The following is a 14,689-nucleotide window of genomic DNA, read 5'->3' as shown; positions in this document are numbered from 1 at the left end:
TATTCTCGCCGCGCCCGGCGCCGCGAACGGCCCCTGAAGCGGCCCGGCACGCCATCCGGCCGTCTGTCCAGACGGTAATGTCCCTATAATGGCCGTGCCGTGAAATCCGGCCCTGTACACATACCCAGAGGAGAGCAGTCTTGGCGAGAACGAAAACCACGCGCGCAGCGCCGGCCCCCGGCGCCGGTGTGATCTTCGCGTTGCGTGCGATCGGTCTCGTGCTGCTCGCGCGCTGGCTGTTCTCGATGTCCCAGATGGGCTATCGCTCGTCGCTGTCCGCGATGGTGTCGTCGCCGTGGGCGTTCGTCTACCTCGTGCTGATCTTCCTGCTGCTCGCGCTGCCGGGCGCCGTCGCGCGCGCCGAGCGGCCGTTCCATCCGCTGCCGCAGTGGCTGCGTCAGGCGCTGCGCGTCTTCGCGCTGATCGGTTTCCTGTTCGCGGTCTGGTCGATCGGCATGTACGCGTGGGTAGCCGGCTGGCGCCACGCGCTGCATGCGGTGACGGCGACCAACGGCTGGCTCGTCGCCGCGCCGGCGCTCTACGCGGCAATCGTCTGGATCTGCCGTCCGCGCCCGCTGTGGCGCACCAACGTAGCTGCCCGCCGCTTCGCGGTCGGCCGGTATGCGATTTCACTCGACGTGCTGACGCGCACCGCGATCGTCTGGATGGAAAGCCGCAAGGTCGGCCAGTACGACGCACGTGAGCTGTCGGTGCGCTGGCCGGGCCGCAAGGCTGCCGCGCCGAGCGGGCAGGATACAGCGGACGCGCAGCCGGCCGTCGTGCCGCCGCGTCGCGGCAGCCTGTTCAATCGGCCGAAGGTCGAACTGCTGTGGGATTCGCCGGCGGCTGTCGGCCATAACCGGCAGATCGTGATGCGCGCGCCGCTCGCGACCGAGGGCGACCGCGTCGCGGTGCTCGCGCTCGACGCGGCACTCAAGCAGATCGTCTGACAGGCCCGCGCACCGGGCGCGGGCGGCAAGGAGGCACGATGATCGTCCGCTGGTTGCTGGCCGCCATTCACCTGAGTGCATTCGGCGTCGCGTTTGCCGCGATCGCGGGGCGTAACCGCGCATTGCGCCGGCTCATCGCGTCCGCGCAGACGGCCGACCTGCCCGGCGTATTCAAGGCGGATGCCGCGTGGGGGCTGTCGGCGCTCGTGCTGATCGTCACGGGCCTCACGCGCGCGTTCGGCGGTTTCGAGAAGGGCGCCGCGTACTACCTGCACGCGCCGCTCTTTCACCTGAAGATGACCGCGCTCGTGCTGATCCTGCTGCTCGAGGTCGTGCCGATGCTGGGGTTGATCCGCTGGCGTGCGGCCGCGCGGCGACAGCAGATGCCCGATCTCGGCCGGGCGCGCACTTATGTGCGGATCGGCCATTGGCAGGCCCTGCTGGTGATCGTCATCGTGTTCGCCGCGTCGGGGATGGCGCGGGGGATTGGGGCGGCCGGCTAGGTATGGCCGGGCACGTGCGGCCGCGTCGATGCGGCCGGCCGGGCCCGCCATCACCACCCGGTCCGCATCCCGTTCGACCCGCGCAGCATCTTCCGCGAGATACCCGCAAGCCGGGTGCAGGCCGAGTCGCTTCCCCCGATTCCGACTCGACCGGGCGATCCAGCCGCCCGGTTCATCCCTGGCTCAGCGCACGAGACAGGGCCGTTTGTTGTTGAACGTCCACCCCGGAATCAGATACTGCATGGCCGCCGCATCGTCGCGGGCGCCGAGGCCGTGCCGCTTGTACAGCTCGTGCGCGACCGCGACGGCATCCATGTCGATGTCGACGCCGAGACCCGGCCGCTTCGGCACTTCCACCAGTCCGTTCTCGATCTTCAGCGGCTCGCGCGTCAGCCGTTCGCCGTCCTGCCAGATCCAGTGCGTGTCGATGGCGGTGACCTGACCGGGCGCGGCGGCCGCGACATGCGTGAACATCGCGAGCGACACGTCGAAGTGGTTGTTCGAATGCGAACCCCACGTCAGGCCCCAGTCGCGGCACATCTGCGCGACGCGTACCGAACCCTGCATGGTCCAGAAGTGCGGGTCGGCGAGCGGAATGTCGACGGCCTGCAGCTGCACCGCGTGGCCCATCTGCCGCCAGTCGGTCGCGATCATGTTGGTCGCCGTCGGCAGCCCCGTCGCGCGGCGGAATTCGGCCATCACCTCGCGGCCCGAGTAACCGTTCTCCGCGCCGCACGGATCCTCCGCATACGCGAGCACGTGATGCTGATCGCGGCACAGCCGCACGGCTTCGTCGAGCGACCATGCGCCGTTCGGGTCGAGCGTCACGCGCGCGTCGGGGAAGCGTTCGGCGAGCGCCGTCACGGCCTCGATCTCGCGTGCGCCTTCGAACACGCCGCCCTTCAGCTTGAAGTCGTTGAAGCCGTAGCGCGCATGCGCGGCCTCGGCGAGCCGCACGACGGCCTCGGGCGTCAGTGCGGCTTCGTCGCGCACGCGCGTCCAGTCGTCGGTCGCGCCGCTGCCGTCGCGATAGCCGAGTGCGGTTTTCGTGCGGTCGCCGATATAGAACAGGTAGCCGAGCATTTCGACGCGCTCGCGCTGCTGGCCTTCGCCGAGCAGAGCGGCGACCGGCACGCCGAGATGCTGGCCGAGCAGGTCGAGCAGCGCGGCTTCGAGTGCGGTGACCGCATGGATCGTCGTGCGCAGGTCGAAGGTCTGCAGCCCGCGGCCGCTTGAATCGCGATCGGCGAAGGTGCGCCGCACGTCGTTGAGCAGCGCGTGGTAATTGCCGACCGGCTGGCCGACGACCAGTGCGCGCGCATCGTCGACCGTACGGCGGATGCTTTCGCCGCCCGGCACTTCACCGACGCCGGTTCGGCCCGCGCTGTCCTTCAGGATCACGAGGTTGCGGGTGAAGAACGGACCGTGCGCGCCGCTCAGGTTGAGCAGCATGCTGTCGTGGCCGGCGACGGGAATCGCTTGCAGGTCGACGATGCGCGGCGTGTCGTGGGAAGGCGAGGCGGTGACGGCGTTCATGGGCGGCGATGGCAAAAGAGTGGGCAATGCCGTGCGGCAAAAGCTTTGCCGCGCGCGGCGGGAGGTGCGATCATTCGACAACCGATGTGCGCGGCGCGCAAGGCCCGCATGTCGACAGCAACCCGGAACAGGGCGGGAGCGACAACGAGACCGGCAGAGCGCAGAACGCGAACGCTGGCTGATCGTCAAGCATGGGACCAGGCGGCGCTGAAATGCCGATTTGAGTCAACAGGAGATCCGTGCACCGATCATCAGTCGTCGGATGACTTGTGACGCAGTATAATGAATCATCGGCTTTCGCTCAAACCCCGCGTAAACCCTCGGCTCACATTACGATCATTCAAAAAGGAACCGGCCTCATGTCCGTGCCTACGCTTCCCGCAGCGCCGCGCCGTCGCGCGCGCAGCCTCGCACAAGATGTCGTCGACGCGCTGACCGCGCAGATCGAAAACGGCACGCTGCGTCCCGGCGACAAGCTGCCGACCGAAACCGAAGTCATGGCGGCGCAGGGCGTAAGCCGCACGGTCGTGCGCGAGGCGATCTCGCGGATGCAGGCGAGCGGCCTCGTCGAGACGCGCCACGGTATCGGCAGCTTCGTGCTGGAGCCGTCGCGCCGGCAGACGCTCGGCATCGATCCCGCGACGATCACGACGCTGCGCGACGTGCTCGCGGTGCTTGAGCTTCGCATCAGCCTCGAGAGCGAGTGCGCGAGCCTGGCCGCCCAGCGCGCCAACGATACCGACCTCGCCGCGCTGCGACGCGCGCTCGACGCGATCGCGACAGGGGCGGGCGGCGGGCGCGACACCGCGCAGCTCGACTTCCAGTTCCACCTGCAGATCGCGCAATCGACCGGCAACCGCTATTTCGTCGACATCATGACGCAGCTCGGCACGTCGATCATCCCGCGCACGCGCGTGAATTCGGCACGCTTCGCCGGCGACGATCTCGAGCGCTACGTCGGCCGGCTGAACCACGAGCACGAGGATATCTACGAGGCGATCGCGCGCCACGACCCGGAAGCCGCGCGCGCCGCGATGCGCACCCACCTCACGAACAGCCGCGAGCGGCTGCGTCGCGCGCACGAAGCGGCCGAAGCCGAGGCCAGCTGACTGCGAGAGGTGGCGTGTCGAAACGCCTCAACATCAGTCGTCATACAAGAGATGTGACTGCATCGATCTGCACGGCCTGGCGGCGCACGCGCCGCCGGCCGCTGAGCCTGCCGATCAGCCTCCCTTCGTCGTGATCGTCTTCCACGCGCCGCTCTTCACCTGGTACAGCGTCGACATCCCGCTCTTCAGCGAACCGTCGTTTGCGAACGAGATGCGGCCGGTGACGCCTTCGAAGTCGATCTTCTTCAGCGCCGGGCGATAGACCTTCGGGTCGGTCGAGCCGGCCGCCTGCATCGCCTTGATCGCGGCCCACGCCGCGTCATAGCCGAACTGCGCATACGACAGCACGTCGACGCCGAAGCGCTTCTTGAAGCGCTGTTCGAAATCCTTCCCCTGCGGCAGCTCGTCGAGCGGCCGGCCGTACTCCCAGGCCATCGCGCCTTCGGCGGCCGGGCCCGCGATCTTGATGAACTCGTTGTCCTTCACGCCGCCGCCGCCGACGAACTGCGCATTCAGCCCGAGCTGGCGCATCTGCTTGATGAAGTTCGCGGCGAGCGAGTCGAGGCCGCCGAAGAAGATCAGATCGGGATTCTTGCCCTTCAGGCTCGTGATTTGCGCGCGGAAGTCGACCGCCTGGTTGCTGGTGAACTCGCGGCCGATGATGTTCCCGCCGGCGGCCTTCACGGCCTTCTCGAACTCGTCGGCCTCGCCCTGGCCGAACGCGGTGCGGTCGTCGATGATCGCGATGCGCTTCGCCTTCGTCACGTCGACCGCGTACTTGCCCGCGTTGCCGGCGTTCTGGCCGTCGGTCGCGATCACCATGAACATGTTCGCGAGCCCGCGTGAGGTGAGCGTCGGATTGGTCGCCGCCGGGTCGATCACCGGGATACCGGACTTGTCGTAGACGACCGAGGCCGGAATCGTCGTCCCCGAGTTGAAGTGACCGACCACGACCGACACGTTCTGGTCGACCAGCGCCTGCGCGGCCTGCACGCCGATGCGAGGGTCGGCCTGGTCGTCCTGCACGACGAGATTGAAGTGCGCGGGCTTGCCGGCGATCTGCACCTTCTGCGCGGCCGCATCGTCGAGCGCGAGTTGCACGCCGTTCTGCAGATCCTTGCCGTACCCGGCGTTCACGCCCGTGAGCGGCGCGGCGAAGCCGACCTTCACATCGGTTGCGTCGGCAGCGTGGGCGGCCTGTTGCGAGAGGAGGGCAAGCGCGGATGCAATCGACACCGACAGCAGGGAATGACGGAATTTCATGTTGTTCCTCTTGTTCGACACCTGCGAGTGGGTACCGCGCGCGTCCGGGCGGGCCGGGCGCGTGCGACGGGCGGGCGGTTCGACCGCTTCTCGGAATCGGGCGGGGAGGTCGGCATCGTTATCCTCGGAACAATCTCCCGTCAGGCTCTTTGCGAAGAGCCCCGATCGCCTCGATATATAGGTCGCCGATATGCCCGGGTCTTGGCAATTTGCCGCGCATTCGGTGCGGATTTGCGCATAGCTTCCGCGCGGGCGCAGCCGGCCGGTATCGGGAGTTTCCCGTCGCTGACTGAACGGGCGAAGAGGAGGGAAGGAGCGGCGAGAAAAAAAGCGCGGCGCGGCCCGTCGGGCGCGCGCCGCGCAGGCGATATACCGTCAGTCGGACAGTGCGTCCGATGCGGCTTCGGTGTCGTCGTGCGACGCGTGCGTGCGGATCAGCGGATCGCTGGTGCTCGGACGGCCCGTTTCGACGTGGCCCGCGAAGCGGCGCAGGAACCCGAGCAGCCGGCCGTCGCTGACGGTCAGGTCGTACCAGCCGTGGCTGCCGCGCAGGTCCCAGTAGTCGTCGACGTGCGTGCCCGGCGCGAGATCGAACGTGCGCGAGCGGCCGTGGCCGTACGCGTTCGTGACCTTGAGCCGCACGGCCTTGTGGCCGCGGTTCATCAGGCGCAGCGTGATGTTGCCGTTCGCGACGTCATAGCCGTAGACCACCTCGGGGTTCACGTTCGCGCTGCCGACGCCGGTCGCGAACGGGCCGCGGAAATGGCAGTAGAAGCCGTTCGGACCATACACGTCGAGGTCGTACAGGCCGAGCGATGCTGCCGCGCTCCACGTGTCGGCGATCCGCTTGCCGGCTTCGACCGTGTATGCCCACGGGCCGTCGAGGCGGTTGCGCGACTGCACCTGGAACGCGGCGCCCGCCCGGCCCGTGTTCGCGAAGGTCAGCCGGAACAGGCCGTTGACCGATTCGACGCGGCCGTGCACGAACAGCTCGTACGGCAGCGCGCGCGCCGGACGCAGCCCGGCCTCCTGCTTCGGCAGCTTCTGCAGCGCCGGCGGCACCGGGATGTAGTCGGGGTGACGCAGGCGGTCGGGCGGCGCGTAGCTGCTCGTGTCGGGCAGCGTCGGCCAGGCGGCATCGGACGTCGCGAAGTCGAACGCGGCGGTCAGGTCGCCGCACACCGTCCGGCGCCACGGCGACACGTTGGCGGCCGTGACCGGGTATTGCGCGCCGAATCGTGCCTCGATGAATTGCAGCAGCGACGTGTGATCGAAGGTCTGCGAGCAGACCCAGCCGCCCTTGGTCCACGGCGACACGACGAGCATCGGCACGCGCGGTCCGAGCCCGTACGGGCCGGCCATGTGCGACGCGTCGCCGGCGAACACCTCGTTGGTCGTCGCGACCGTCGACAGCCCGTTGTCGCGCGACTGCGGCGCGAACGGCGGCTGCACGTGGTCGAAGAAGCCGTCGTTTTCGTCATACGTGATGAACAGCGCGGTCTTGCTCCACACTTCCGGATTCGACACGAGCGCCTTCAGCACCTGCTCGATGTACCACGCGCCGTAGTTCGCGGGCCAATTCGGGTGCTCGGAATACGCTTCCGGCGCGCAGATCCACGACACCTGCGGCAACGTGCCGTTCTTCACGTCCTGCTGCAGCACGTCGAACAGCGTGCCGCCGGCGCTGATGTTGGTGCCGGTGCGCGCCTTGTCGTACAGCGGCGTGCCGGGCAGCGCGGTGCGGTACTGGTTGAAGTAGAGCAGCGAGTTGTCGCCGTAGTTGCCGATGTACGGGTTCTGCGTCCAGCCCCACGAGCCGTTCGCGTCGAGCCCCGTGCCGACGTCCTGGTAGATCTTCCACGACACGCCGGCCTGTTCGAGCACTTCCGGATAGGTCGTCCAGCCGTAGCCCTTTTCCTCGTTGCCGAGCACCGGACCGCCGCCGGTGCCGTCGTTGCCGACGTAGCCCGTCCACATGTAGTAGCGGTTCGGGTCGGTCGAGCTCGGGATCGCGCAGTGGTAGGCGTCGCAGATCGTGAACGCGTCGGCGAGCTGGTAGTGGAACGGGATGTCGTCGCGCTTCAGGTACGCCATCGTCGTGGTGCCCTTGTTCGGCACCCACTGGTCGTAGCGGCCCTTGTTCCACGCGGCGTGCATGTCCTGCCAGCCGTGCGGCAGGTCCTGCAGGAACTGCAGGCCGAGCTTGTCGGCGCCAGGATGGAACGGCAGCAGTTCGGCCGGGCCGACGGGCTGGTGGAACACCGACTTGCCGTTCGCGAGGCGCAGCGGGCGCGGGTCACCAAAGCCGCGGACACCGCGCATCGTGCCGAAGTAGTGGTCGAACGAACGGTTCTCCTGCATCAGGATCACGATGTGTTCGATATCGCGGATGGTGCCGGTGCGGCGGTTCGCGGGAATCGCGAGCGCATCGCGGATCACGGGCGGAAACAGGTTCAGCGCGGCAGCGCCGGCAGTGCCGGCGGCGACGCGCAGGAAGTCACGACGGTTCGATCGGGTCATGGTCGTTATCGTGCGGTAAAGGGGGGAGCCGATTGGCGGGACCTACGGGAAGGGCGCGCTCCGGGCGCAGGATGCGGCTGCGCCGGTTCGTGCCGCCGCGAGCATAGCGAGGAATCGGTGTCATTCATGTGAAGTCCGGAAACGTTTGCATGTGCGGCGAAGCGGCAGCAAAGCAGCATCTGGGCGCAGGGCGGCTGCGGTCGTGGCGCAACAGGGGAAGCGAGAAAGCGGCGCGAGCGGCACGCCGGCGAAGCGGACAGCGGTACCGGTGCGTCAGGCGTCGGTCACCCACGCGCCGAACCATTCGCTCGGGCGGGCGATCTCGTCCTGCGCGGCGACGAGTTCGAGTTCGTAGCGACGCGCATCGTAGGTGGCCTTCACGACCGCATGCACGGCCGCGAGCGTGTGCTCGAACGCGGCGCGCACGGAGTCGCCGCGCAGCCGGCATGCGACGAAGATCGCACTGGTCAGGTCGCCGACGCCGACCGGATGGCGCGGAAATGCGTACAGCGGGCGCTGGCCGATCCACGCTTCGGTTTCGGTGACGGCGAGCATGTTGAAGCGGTCGGCCGGACTGTTGCGGTCGTGCAGGTGCTTGACGAGGATGATCTGCGGGCCGCGACGGATCAGCGCGCGGCACGCGTCGACGGCTTCGGCGACGGTCTCGATGCGCCGCCCGGCGAGCTTCTGCAGTTCGGTGTGGTTTGGCGACATGCCGTCGGCGAGCGCCGGCATTTCCTGCACGATGAATTCCTCGACGCCGGGCTCGGGCCGGATGCCACCCGTCTGGCCCATCGCGGGATCGCAGAAGTACCACGCGTCGGGATTCATCGCCTTCACCGAGCGGACGATCTCGACGGCCGCGCGTGCCTGCGGCGGCGAACCGAGGAAGCCGGACAGCACGGCGTCGCAGCGCTTGAGTGCGCCGATCGCGGCGATCCCGTCCACGAGCTGTTCCATCTTCGCGGCATCGATCGCGCTGCCGGCCCAATGGCCGTACTGCATGTGATTCGACAACTGGACGGTGTTGAGCGGCCAGACGTTGACGCCCAGGCGCTGCATCGGGAACACGGCCGCACTGTTGCCGGCATGGCCGTAGATGACGTGCGACTGAATGCTGAGGACGTTTTTCATGGGAATCGCCTGCACGCGTTTCAGGGTCACGTCACACGATACCCGAGTTCGTCGCACGCGCGGAAGTCGCGCCGCACCGGAGTGTTGCGCGCCGTCGTCAGCGCGACCGCGTAGAATCGCGGGGCGCGAGGCGGCCCGGCTTGCCCGCGTGCGTCTCCAATCACCGTGATCGCCATGCTTTCGATTTGCAAGAAGTTGTTGTCCGTTGCGCGCGCTGCCGTGCTCGGCGCGGCCGCCGCCGCCGTGTGCGCCATGCCTGCCGTGGCTGCGGCCGTCGCCGCGCCACCCGCCGGCAACGACGGGCCCGTGTACGGCCCGCGCCTGGAAGGGTTCACCTATCCGGCGCCCGTGCACCTGTACACGTTCGTGTCGCAGCGCGAAACGCTCGAGATGGCGTTTCTCGACGTGCAGCCCGCGCACCCCAACGGCCGTACCGTCGTGCTGCTGCACGGGAAGAACTTCTGTGCGGCCACCTGGGAGGACACGATCGGCGTGCTGAGCCGCGCGGGCTACCGCGTGATCGCGCCGGACCAGATCGGCTTCTGCAAATCGTCGAAGCCCGAGCGCTATCAATACACGTTCCAGCAACTCGCGCGCAACACCCACGCGCTGCTCGAATCGGTCGGCGTGAAGTCGGCGACGATCGTCGGCCATTCGACCGGCGGGATGCTCGCGATCCGCTATGCGCTGATGTATCCGAAGGCGACCGACCAGCTCGTGCTCGTGAACCCGATCGGCCTCGAGGACTGGAAGGCGCTCGGCGTGCCGCCGCTGTCGGTCGACTACTGGTATGCACGCGAGCAGAAGACGACGGCCGACGGCATTCGCCGCTACGAGCAGGCGACGTATTACGCGGGCAAGTGGTTGCCGTCGTACGAGCGCTGGGTGCAGATGCTGGCCGGCATGTATCGCGGCGCCGGGCGTGACGCGGTCGCGTGGAACTCCGCACTGATCTACGACATGATCCTCACGCAGCCGGTGGTCTACGAACTCGGCGCGATTCGCGTGCCGACGCTGCTGATGATCGGCGACAAGGACACGACGGCGATCGGCAAGGACGTTGCGCCGCCCGACGTGCACGCGAAGCTCGGCCGCTATCCGGAACTCGCGAAGCGCACGCAGGCGGCGATCCCCGGCGCACAGCTCGTCGAATTTCCGGCGCTCGGGCACGCGCCGCAGATCCAGGACCCGGACGCGTTCCACAAGGCGCTGCTCGACGGGCTGGACGCCGTGCACCCGCAGTAACGCGAGGCACGCTGCCGACGGCGCGCGGCCGTGCCGTCAGCGCGCCTCGCTCGCGAGCTCGTCGCGAATTTGCGCGGTCAGTTCGAACGAGCGCAGCCGCGCGGCGTGATCGTAGATCTGCGCGGTGACGATCAACTCGTCGGCGCCGGTTTGCGCGATGCGGTCGCGCAGCTTGTCGCGCACCGTGTCGCGCGAGCCGACCGCCGCGAACGACAGCGAATGCGCGACGGTCGCGAGCTCGAGCTCGTTCGCCTCGAGCACGTCGACGGGCGGCAGCAGCTTGCCCGGCGTGCCGCGCCGCAGGTTGATGAACTGCTGCTGCAGCGACGTGAACAGGCGCCGTGCCTCGTCGTCGGTATCGGCGACGAACACGTTGACGCCGACCATCGCGTGCGGCTTCGGCCACGCGGCCGACGGCCGGTACTGTGCGCGATAGATCTCGAGCGCGCGCATCAGGTAGTCCGGCGCGAAGTGCGACGCGAAGGCGAACGGCAGCCCGAGCATCGCGGCGAGCTGGGCACTGAACAAACTCGAACCCAGCAGCCACACCGGCACGTCGAGCCCGGCGCCGGGCACCGCGCGCACGCGCTGGCCGGGCACCGGCTCCGCGAAGTAGCGCTGCAGCTCGGCGACGTCGTCCGGAAACGAGTCGGCGCTGCCGATCAGGTCGCGGCGCAGCGCGCGCGACGTGGTCTGGTCGGTGCCGGGCGCACGGCCGAGGCCAAGGTCGATGCGCCCCGGATACAGCGATGCCAGCGTGCCGAATTGCTCGGCGATCACGAGCGGCGCGTGGTTCGGCAGCATGATGCCGCCCGAGCCCACGCGGATCGTCCGCGTCGCGCCCGCGACATGACCGATCACGACGGCGGTGGCCGCACTCGCGATACCCGGCATGTTGTGATGCTCGGCCAGCCAGTAGCGCTGGTAGCCCCAGCGTTCCGCGTGCTGCGCGAGATCGACGGTGTTACGGAACGCTTGCGAGGCGTCGGCGCCGGCCGGAATGGGGGCAAGATCGAGTACGGAAAACGGTGTCATCGGGTGGCCTTCGAATAGGGGAGCGCGGTGATGCGCTTACGCAACAAATGCCAAGGATTTTGCCAAAGGGTTCCGGAACGTGCTGGTGACGCCCCGATACCCATGCGCCTTACAGGGGTGCAGGGTCGAATACCTCGATTGTTGCAAAAATCAAACCAATCTCTGATTAATTACCAATCTTTACGGCGATTGGGCGTGAATCCGCATCGACATACAAATTTGCACGAAACGTTTGATTTTCAAGACTGCAATACGCCTGCAAAGTGCTTACGCTAATGTGAACGTGGCTGTGGCGATAAGGTTCGTCGACGACTCAGCTTTGCCGGAATTGCACCAGTCCGTTTCGCGTAGTGCCGAGCGCGGGGTGCCGCAGACTGATAAAATCCGGCGCCTGCCCATGTTGTGCCGATGGTAGCCATTCGAGTCTTCCCGCATCCCGTCCGGGCATTGCGCGGAGCGAAGCCACGCGAAGCCGGGCATGGCCGTACCCGAATAACGGGTCGTGCTTTCCCCCATTACAGACGCTGCTGGAACAAGGAGTCGGGTCGTGCCCGCGTTCGTCGTAGTCGGAATACCGCATCACGTTCAATCACGCTCAAGCGTTCTCCATGGCGTTCAGGTCGCCGGGAGGCGTTGCGCATGACGCCAACCGCAACGCTGCTCGACTGGCTCCTGATCGTGTTCACGCTGGCCGCGGCCGGCTATGCGCTCGTCGCCGCGTTCGCACCGCGGCCGCGTACGCCGCGCACCGCCGCGCGCGACGGTTTCGAGCCGGTCAGCGTGCTCAAGCCGCTGTGCGGCGCGGAGCCGCACCTGTACGAAAACCTCGCGACGTTCTGCGAGCAGCGCCATCCGCGCTACGAGGTGCTGTTCGGCGTCGCGTCGTCGGCCGATCCGGCGATCGCCGTCGTCGAGCGGCTGCGCGCCGACTATCCCGAGTGCGACATCACGCTGGTGATCGACACGCGCGTGCACGGCAAGAACCTGAAGGTCAGCAACCTGATCAATCTCGCCGCGCGCGCGAAATACGGCCGCATCGTGATCGCGGACAGCGATATCGCGGTGCAGCCCGACTATCTGGAGCGCGTGACGGCGCCGCTCGCCGACGTGTCGGTCGGTGTCGTCACGTGCCTGTATCATGCGCGCAGCGTCGGCGGGTTCTGGACGCGGATCGGCGCGCAATTCGTCGACGCATGGTTCGCGCCGTCGGTGCGGATCACGCACCTCGGCCGCTCGAGCCGCTTCGGCTTCGGTGCGACGCTTGCGCTGACGCGTGACACGCTCGACCGGATCGGCGGCTTTTACGCACTGAAGGACGAGCTGGCCGACGATTTCTGGCTGGCCGAATTGCCGCGCCGCCTCGGGCGGCGCACCGTGCTGTCTGAGGTCGAGGTCGCGACCGACGTGATCGAGCCGTCGTTCGGGCCGCTGTGGCACCGCGAGACGCGCTGGCTGCGCACGATCCGTTCGCTGAATCCGGCCGGTTTCGCGTTTCTGTTCATTACGTTTACGGTGCCGTGGCTCGCGATCGGCGCGGCGCTCGCGCTGCGTCTGGACGGCACCTTCGCCGGCACGCTGGCGGGCGGGGCGGCCGTGGTCGGCGCATTCGGGCGGCTGGTGCTGCACGCGCGCGGCGAAGATGGCTGGCGCGCGTTCTGGCGCGACCTGCCGCTCGTCGCGGTGCGCGACACGCTGCTGGCGCTCGAGTGGCTCGCGGCGGCGTTCGGCACGCATGTCGTGTGGCGCGGCGCAAGGATGACGGTCGTCGGCGGTGAACGCGCGACAGCCGCAGTGGAAGCAGTGGACGGCCGCTAGGGCCGTCGATCGAACCCGGCCCGAGGGCCGAGACGCGCTGCACGGCGAAGCCGCGCGGCGCGACATGACAGAGAGGCGGGCGCCGGCACGGCGGCCCGCGGTTTTTTGACTGAATCGTTGCAACGAATCGAACTATGCAGGCTACCGGAGCATTCATGAAAACGCTGTTCTTGCAGGCCCCTTCGTATGACGGCTTCGACGGCGGAGCCGGCTCGCGCTATCAGGCTAAGCGCGAAATCCGTTCCTTCTGGTATCCGACGTGGCTCGCGCAGCCGGCCGCGCTCGTGCCGGGCAGCCGCGTCCTCGATGCGCCGGCCGATGGCCTGTCGGTCGAGGAAACGCTGAAGATCGCCAACGACTACGACCTCGTGATCATCCACACGAGCACGCCGTCGTTCCCGACCGACGCGATGTTCGCGCAGGATCTGAAGAAGATGAAGCCGTCGATGCTGGTCGGCATGGTGGGCGCGAAGGTGATGGTCGATCCGCACAACTCGCTCACGGCGAGCGAGACAATCGACTTCGTGTGCCGCGAGGAATTCGACTACACCTGCAAGGAAATCGCCGAAGGCAAGCCGTTCCCCGAGATCAAGGGCTTGAGCTGGCGCGCGAAGGACGGCTCGATCGAGCACAACGAAGCGCGTCCGATCCTCGAGAACATGGACGAACTGCCGTTCGTCGCGCCCGTCTACAAGCGCGACCTGAAGATCGACAACTACTTCATCGGCTACCTGAACTACCCGTACGTGTCGATCTACACGGGCCGCGGCTGCAAGTCGCGCTGCACGTTCTGCCTGTGGCCGCAGACGGTCAGCGGCCATCGCTACCGCACGCGCTCGGTCGAGAACGTGCTCGCGGAAGCGAAGTGGATTCGCGACAACATGCCGGAAGTGAAGGAACTGATGTTCGACGACGACACCTTTACCGACGACCTGCCGCGCGCCGAAGCCATCGCCATCGGTCTGGGCAAGCTCGGCATCACGTGGTCGTGCAACGCGAAGGCCAACGTGCCGTACAAGTCGCTCAAGATCATGAAGGAAAACGGCCTGCGCCTGCTGCTGGTCGGTTTCGAATCCGGCGACGACCAGATCCTCGTGAACATCAAGAAGGGCGTGCGCACCGATTTCGCGCGCCGCTTCAGCGCGGACTGCAAGAAGCTCGGCATCAAGATCCACGGCACCTTCATTCTCGGCCTGCCGGGCGAGACGCAGGAGACCATCAAGAAGACGATCGAGTACGCGAAGGAAATCAATCCGCACACGATCCAGGTCTCGCTCGCCGCGCCGTATCCGGGCACGACGCTCTACAAGCAGGCCGTGGAAAACGGCTGGATGGAAGAGAACAAGACCATCAACCTGGTGAGCAAGGAAGGCGTGCAGCTCGCGGCGATCGGCTACGCGCACCTGTCGCGCGACGAGATCTATCACCATCTCGAGCAGTTCTACCGCCAGTTCTACTTCCGTCCGTCGAAGATCTGGGAAATCGTGCGCGAGATGCTGACGAGCTGGGACATGATGAAGCGCCGCCTGCGCGAAGGTGTCGAGTTCTTCCGCTTCCTGCGTGCACACGAGGCCTGATT

The 14,689-nt window shown here is 67.3% G+C and carries 11 protein-coding genes; 6 read left to right on the top strand and 5 right to left on the bottom strand.

What is annotated here, in order from left to right:
* Nucleotides 1-140 precede the first annotated feature (140 nt).
* On the top strand, nt 141-950 hold the full coding sequence (locus tag U5809_RS12380) for a hypothetical protein (protein WP_322086720.1): 810 nt from the start codon (nt 141-143) through the stop codon (nt 948-950).
* Between the two features lie 38 nt (nt 951-988).
* A complete protein-coding gene (locus U5809_RS12375) occupies nt 989-1,453 on the top strand; it encodes a DUF2214 family protein (protein WP_322086719.1) in 465 nt (154 codons plus the stop codon).
* Between the two features lie 183 nt (nt 1,454-1,636).
* Here U5809_RS12375 and gudD read toward each other — a convergent pair whose 3' ends face one another.
* The gene (gene gudD, locus U5809_RS12370; RefSeq protein WP_322086718.1) at nt 1,637-2,989 is read right to left on the bottom strand and encodes a glucarate dehydratase; all 1,353 of its coding nucleotides are present in this window, start codon (nt 2,987-2,989) and stop codon (nt 1,637-1,639) included.
* A gap of 359 nt (nt 2,990-3,348) precedes the next feature.
* Here gudD and U5809_RS12365 point away from each other — a divergent pair, with 359 nt between their 5' ends.
* Entirely contained in the window at nt 3,349-4,098 is a 750-nt protein-coding gene (locus tag U5809_RS12365) for a FadR/GntR family transcriptional regulator (RefSeq protein WP_126360463.1), read from the top strand.
* Between the two features lie 114 nt (nt 4,099-4,212).
* On the opposite strand, the gene U5809_RS12360 is transcribed toward U5809_RS12365, so the two are convergent.
* From U5809_RS12360 to pdxY, 3 genes are all read right to left on the bottom strand, one after another.
* On the bottom strand, nt 4,213-5,361 hold the full coding sequence (locus tag U5809_RS12360) for a branched-chain amino acid ABC transporter substrate-binding protein (RefSeq protein WP_322086717.1): 1,149 nt from the start codon (nt 5,359-5,361) through the stop codon (nt 4,213-4,215).
* A gap of 375 nt (nt 5,362-5,736) precedes the next feature.
* Nucleotides 5,737-7,881: a phosphocholine-specific phospholipase C gene (locus U5809_RS12355; RefSeq protein ID WP_322086716.1), complete on the bottom strand. Its 2,145-nt coding sequence runs from the start codon at nt 7,879-7,881 to the stop codon at nt 5,737-5,739.
* Between the two features lie 273 nt (nt 7,882-8,154).
* Nucleotides 8,155-9,015: a pyridoxal kinase PdxY gene (gene pdxY / locus U5809_RS12350; RefSeq protein ID WP_282507086.1), complete on the bottom strand. Its 861-nt coding sequence runs from the start codon at nt 9,013-9,015 to the stop codon at nt 8,155-8,157.
* Between the two features lie 174 nt (nt 9,016-9,189).
* Between pdxY and U5809_RS12345 the strand changes: the two genes are divergently transcribed.
* Nucleotides 9,190-10,260 (top strand): alpha/beta hydrolase, encoded by a 1,071-nt coding sequence (locus tag U5809_RS12345; RefSeq protein WP_322086715.1) that lies wholly within the window; start codon nt 9,190-9,192, stop codon nt 10,258-10,260.
* Nucleotides 10,261-10,296: 36 nt separating this feature from the next.
* Here U5809_RS12345 and U5809_RS12340 read toward each other — a convergent pair whose 3' ends face one another.
* Entirely contained in the window at nt 10,297-11,295 is a 999-nt protein-coding gene (locus tag U5809_RS12340) for an LLM class flavin-dependent oxidoreductase (protein ID WP_322086714.1), read from the bottom strand.
* Between the two features lie 639 nt (nt 11,296-11,934).
* Between U5809_RS12340 and hpnI the strand changes: the two genes are divergently transcribed.
* Entirely contained in the window at nt 11,935-13,110 is a 1,176-nt protein-coding gene (gene hpnI / locus U5809_RS12335) for a bacteriohopanetetrol glucosamine biosynthesis glycosyltransferase HpnI (protein ID WP_322086713.1), read from the top strand.
* Between the two features lie 134 nt (nt 13,111-13,244).
* Entirely contained in the window at nt 13,245-14,687 is a 1,443-nt protein-coding gene (gene hpnJ, locus U5809_RS12330) for a hopanoid biosynthesis associated radical SAM protein HpnJ (RefSeq protein WP_322086712.1), read from the top strand.
* Nucleotides 14,688-14,689 lie beyond the last annotated feature (2 nt).

The sequence above is a fragment of the Burkholderia sp. BCC1999 genome, assembly GCF_905339975.1.
Classification (GTDB): domain Bacteria; phylum Pseudomonadota; class Gammaproteobacteria; order Burkholderiales; family Burkholderiaceae; genus Burkholderia.
This window is presented reverse-complemented; position numbering and strand designations above follow the sequence as displayed.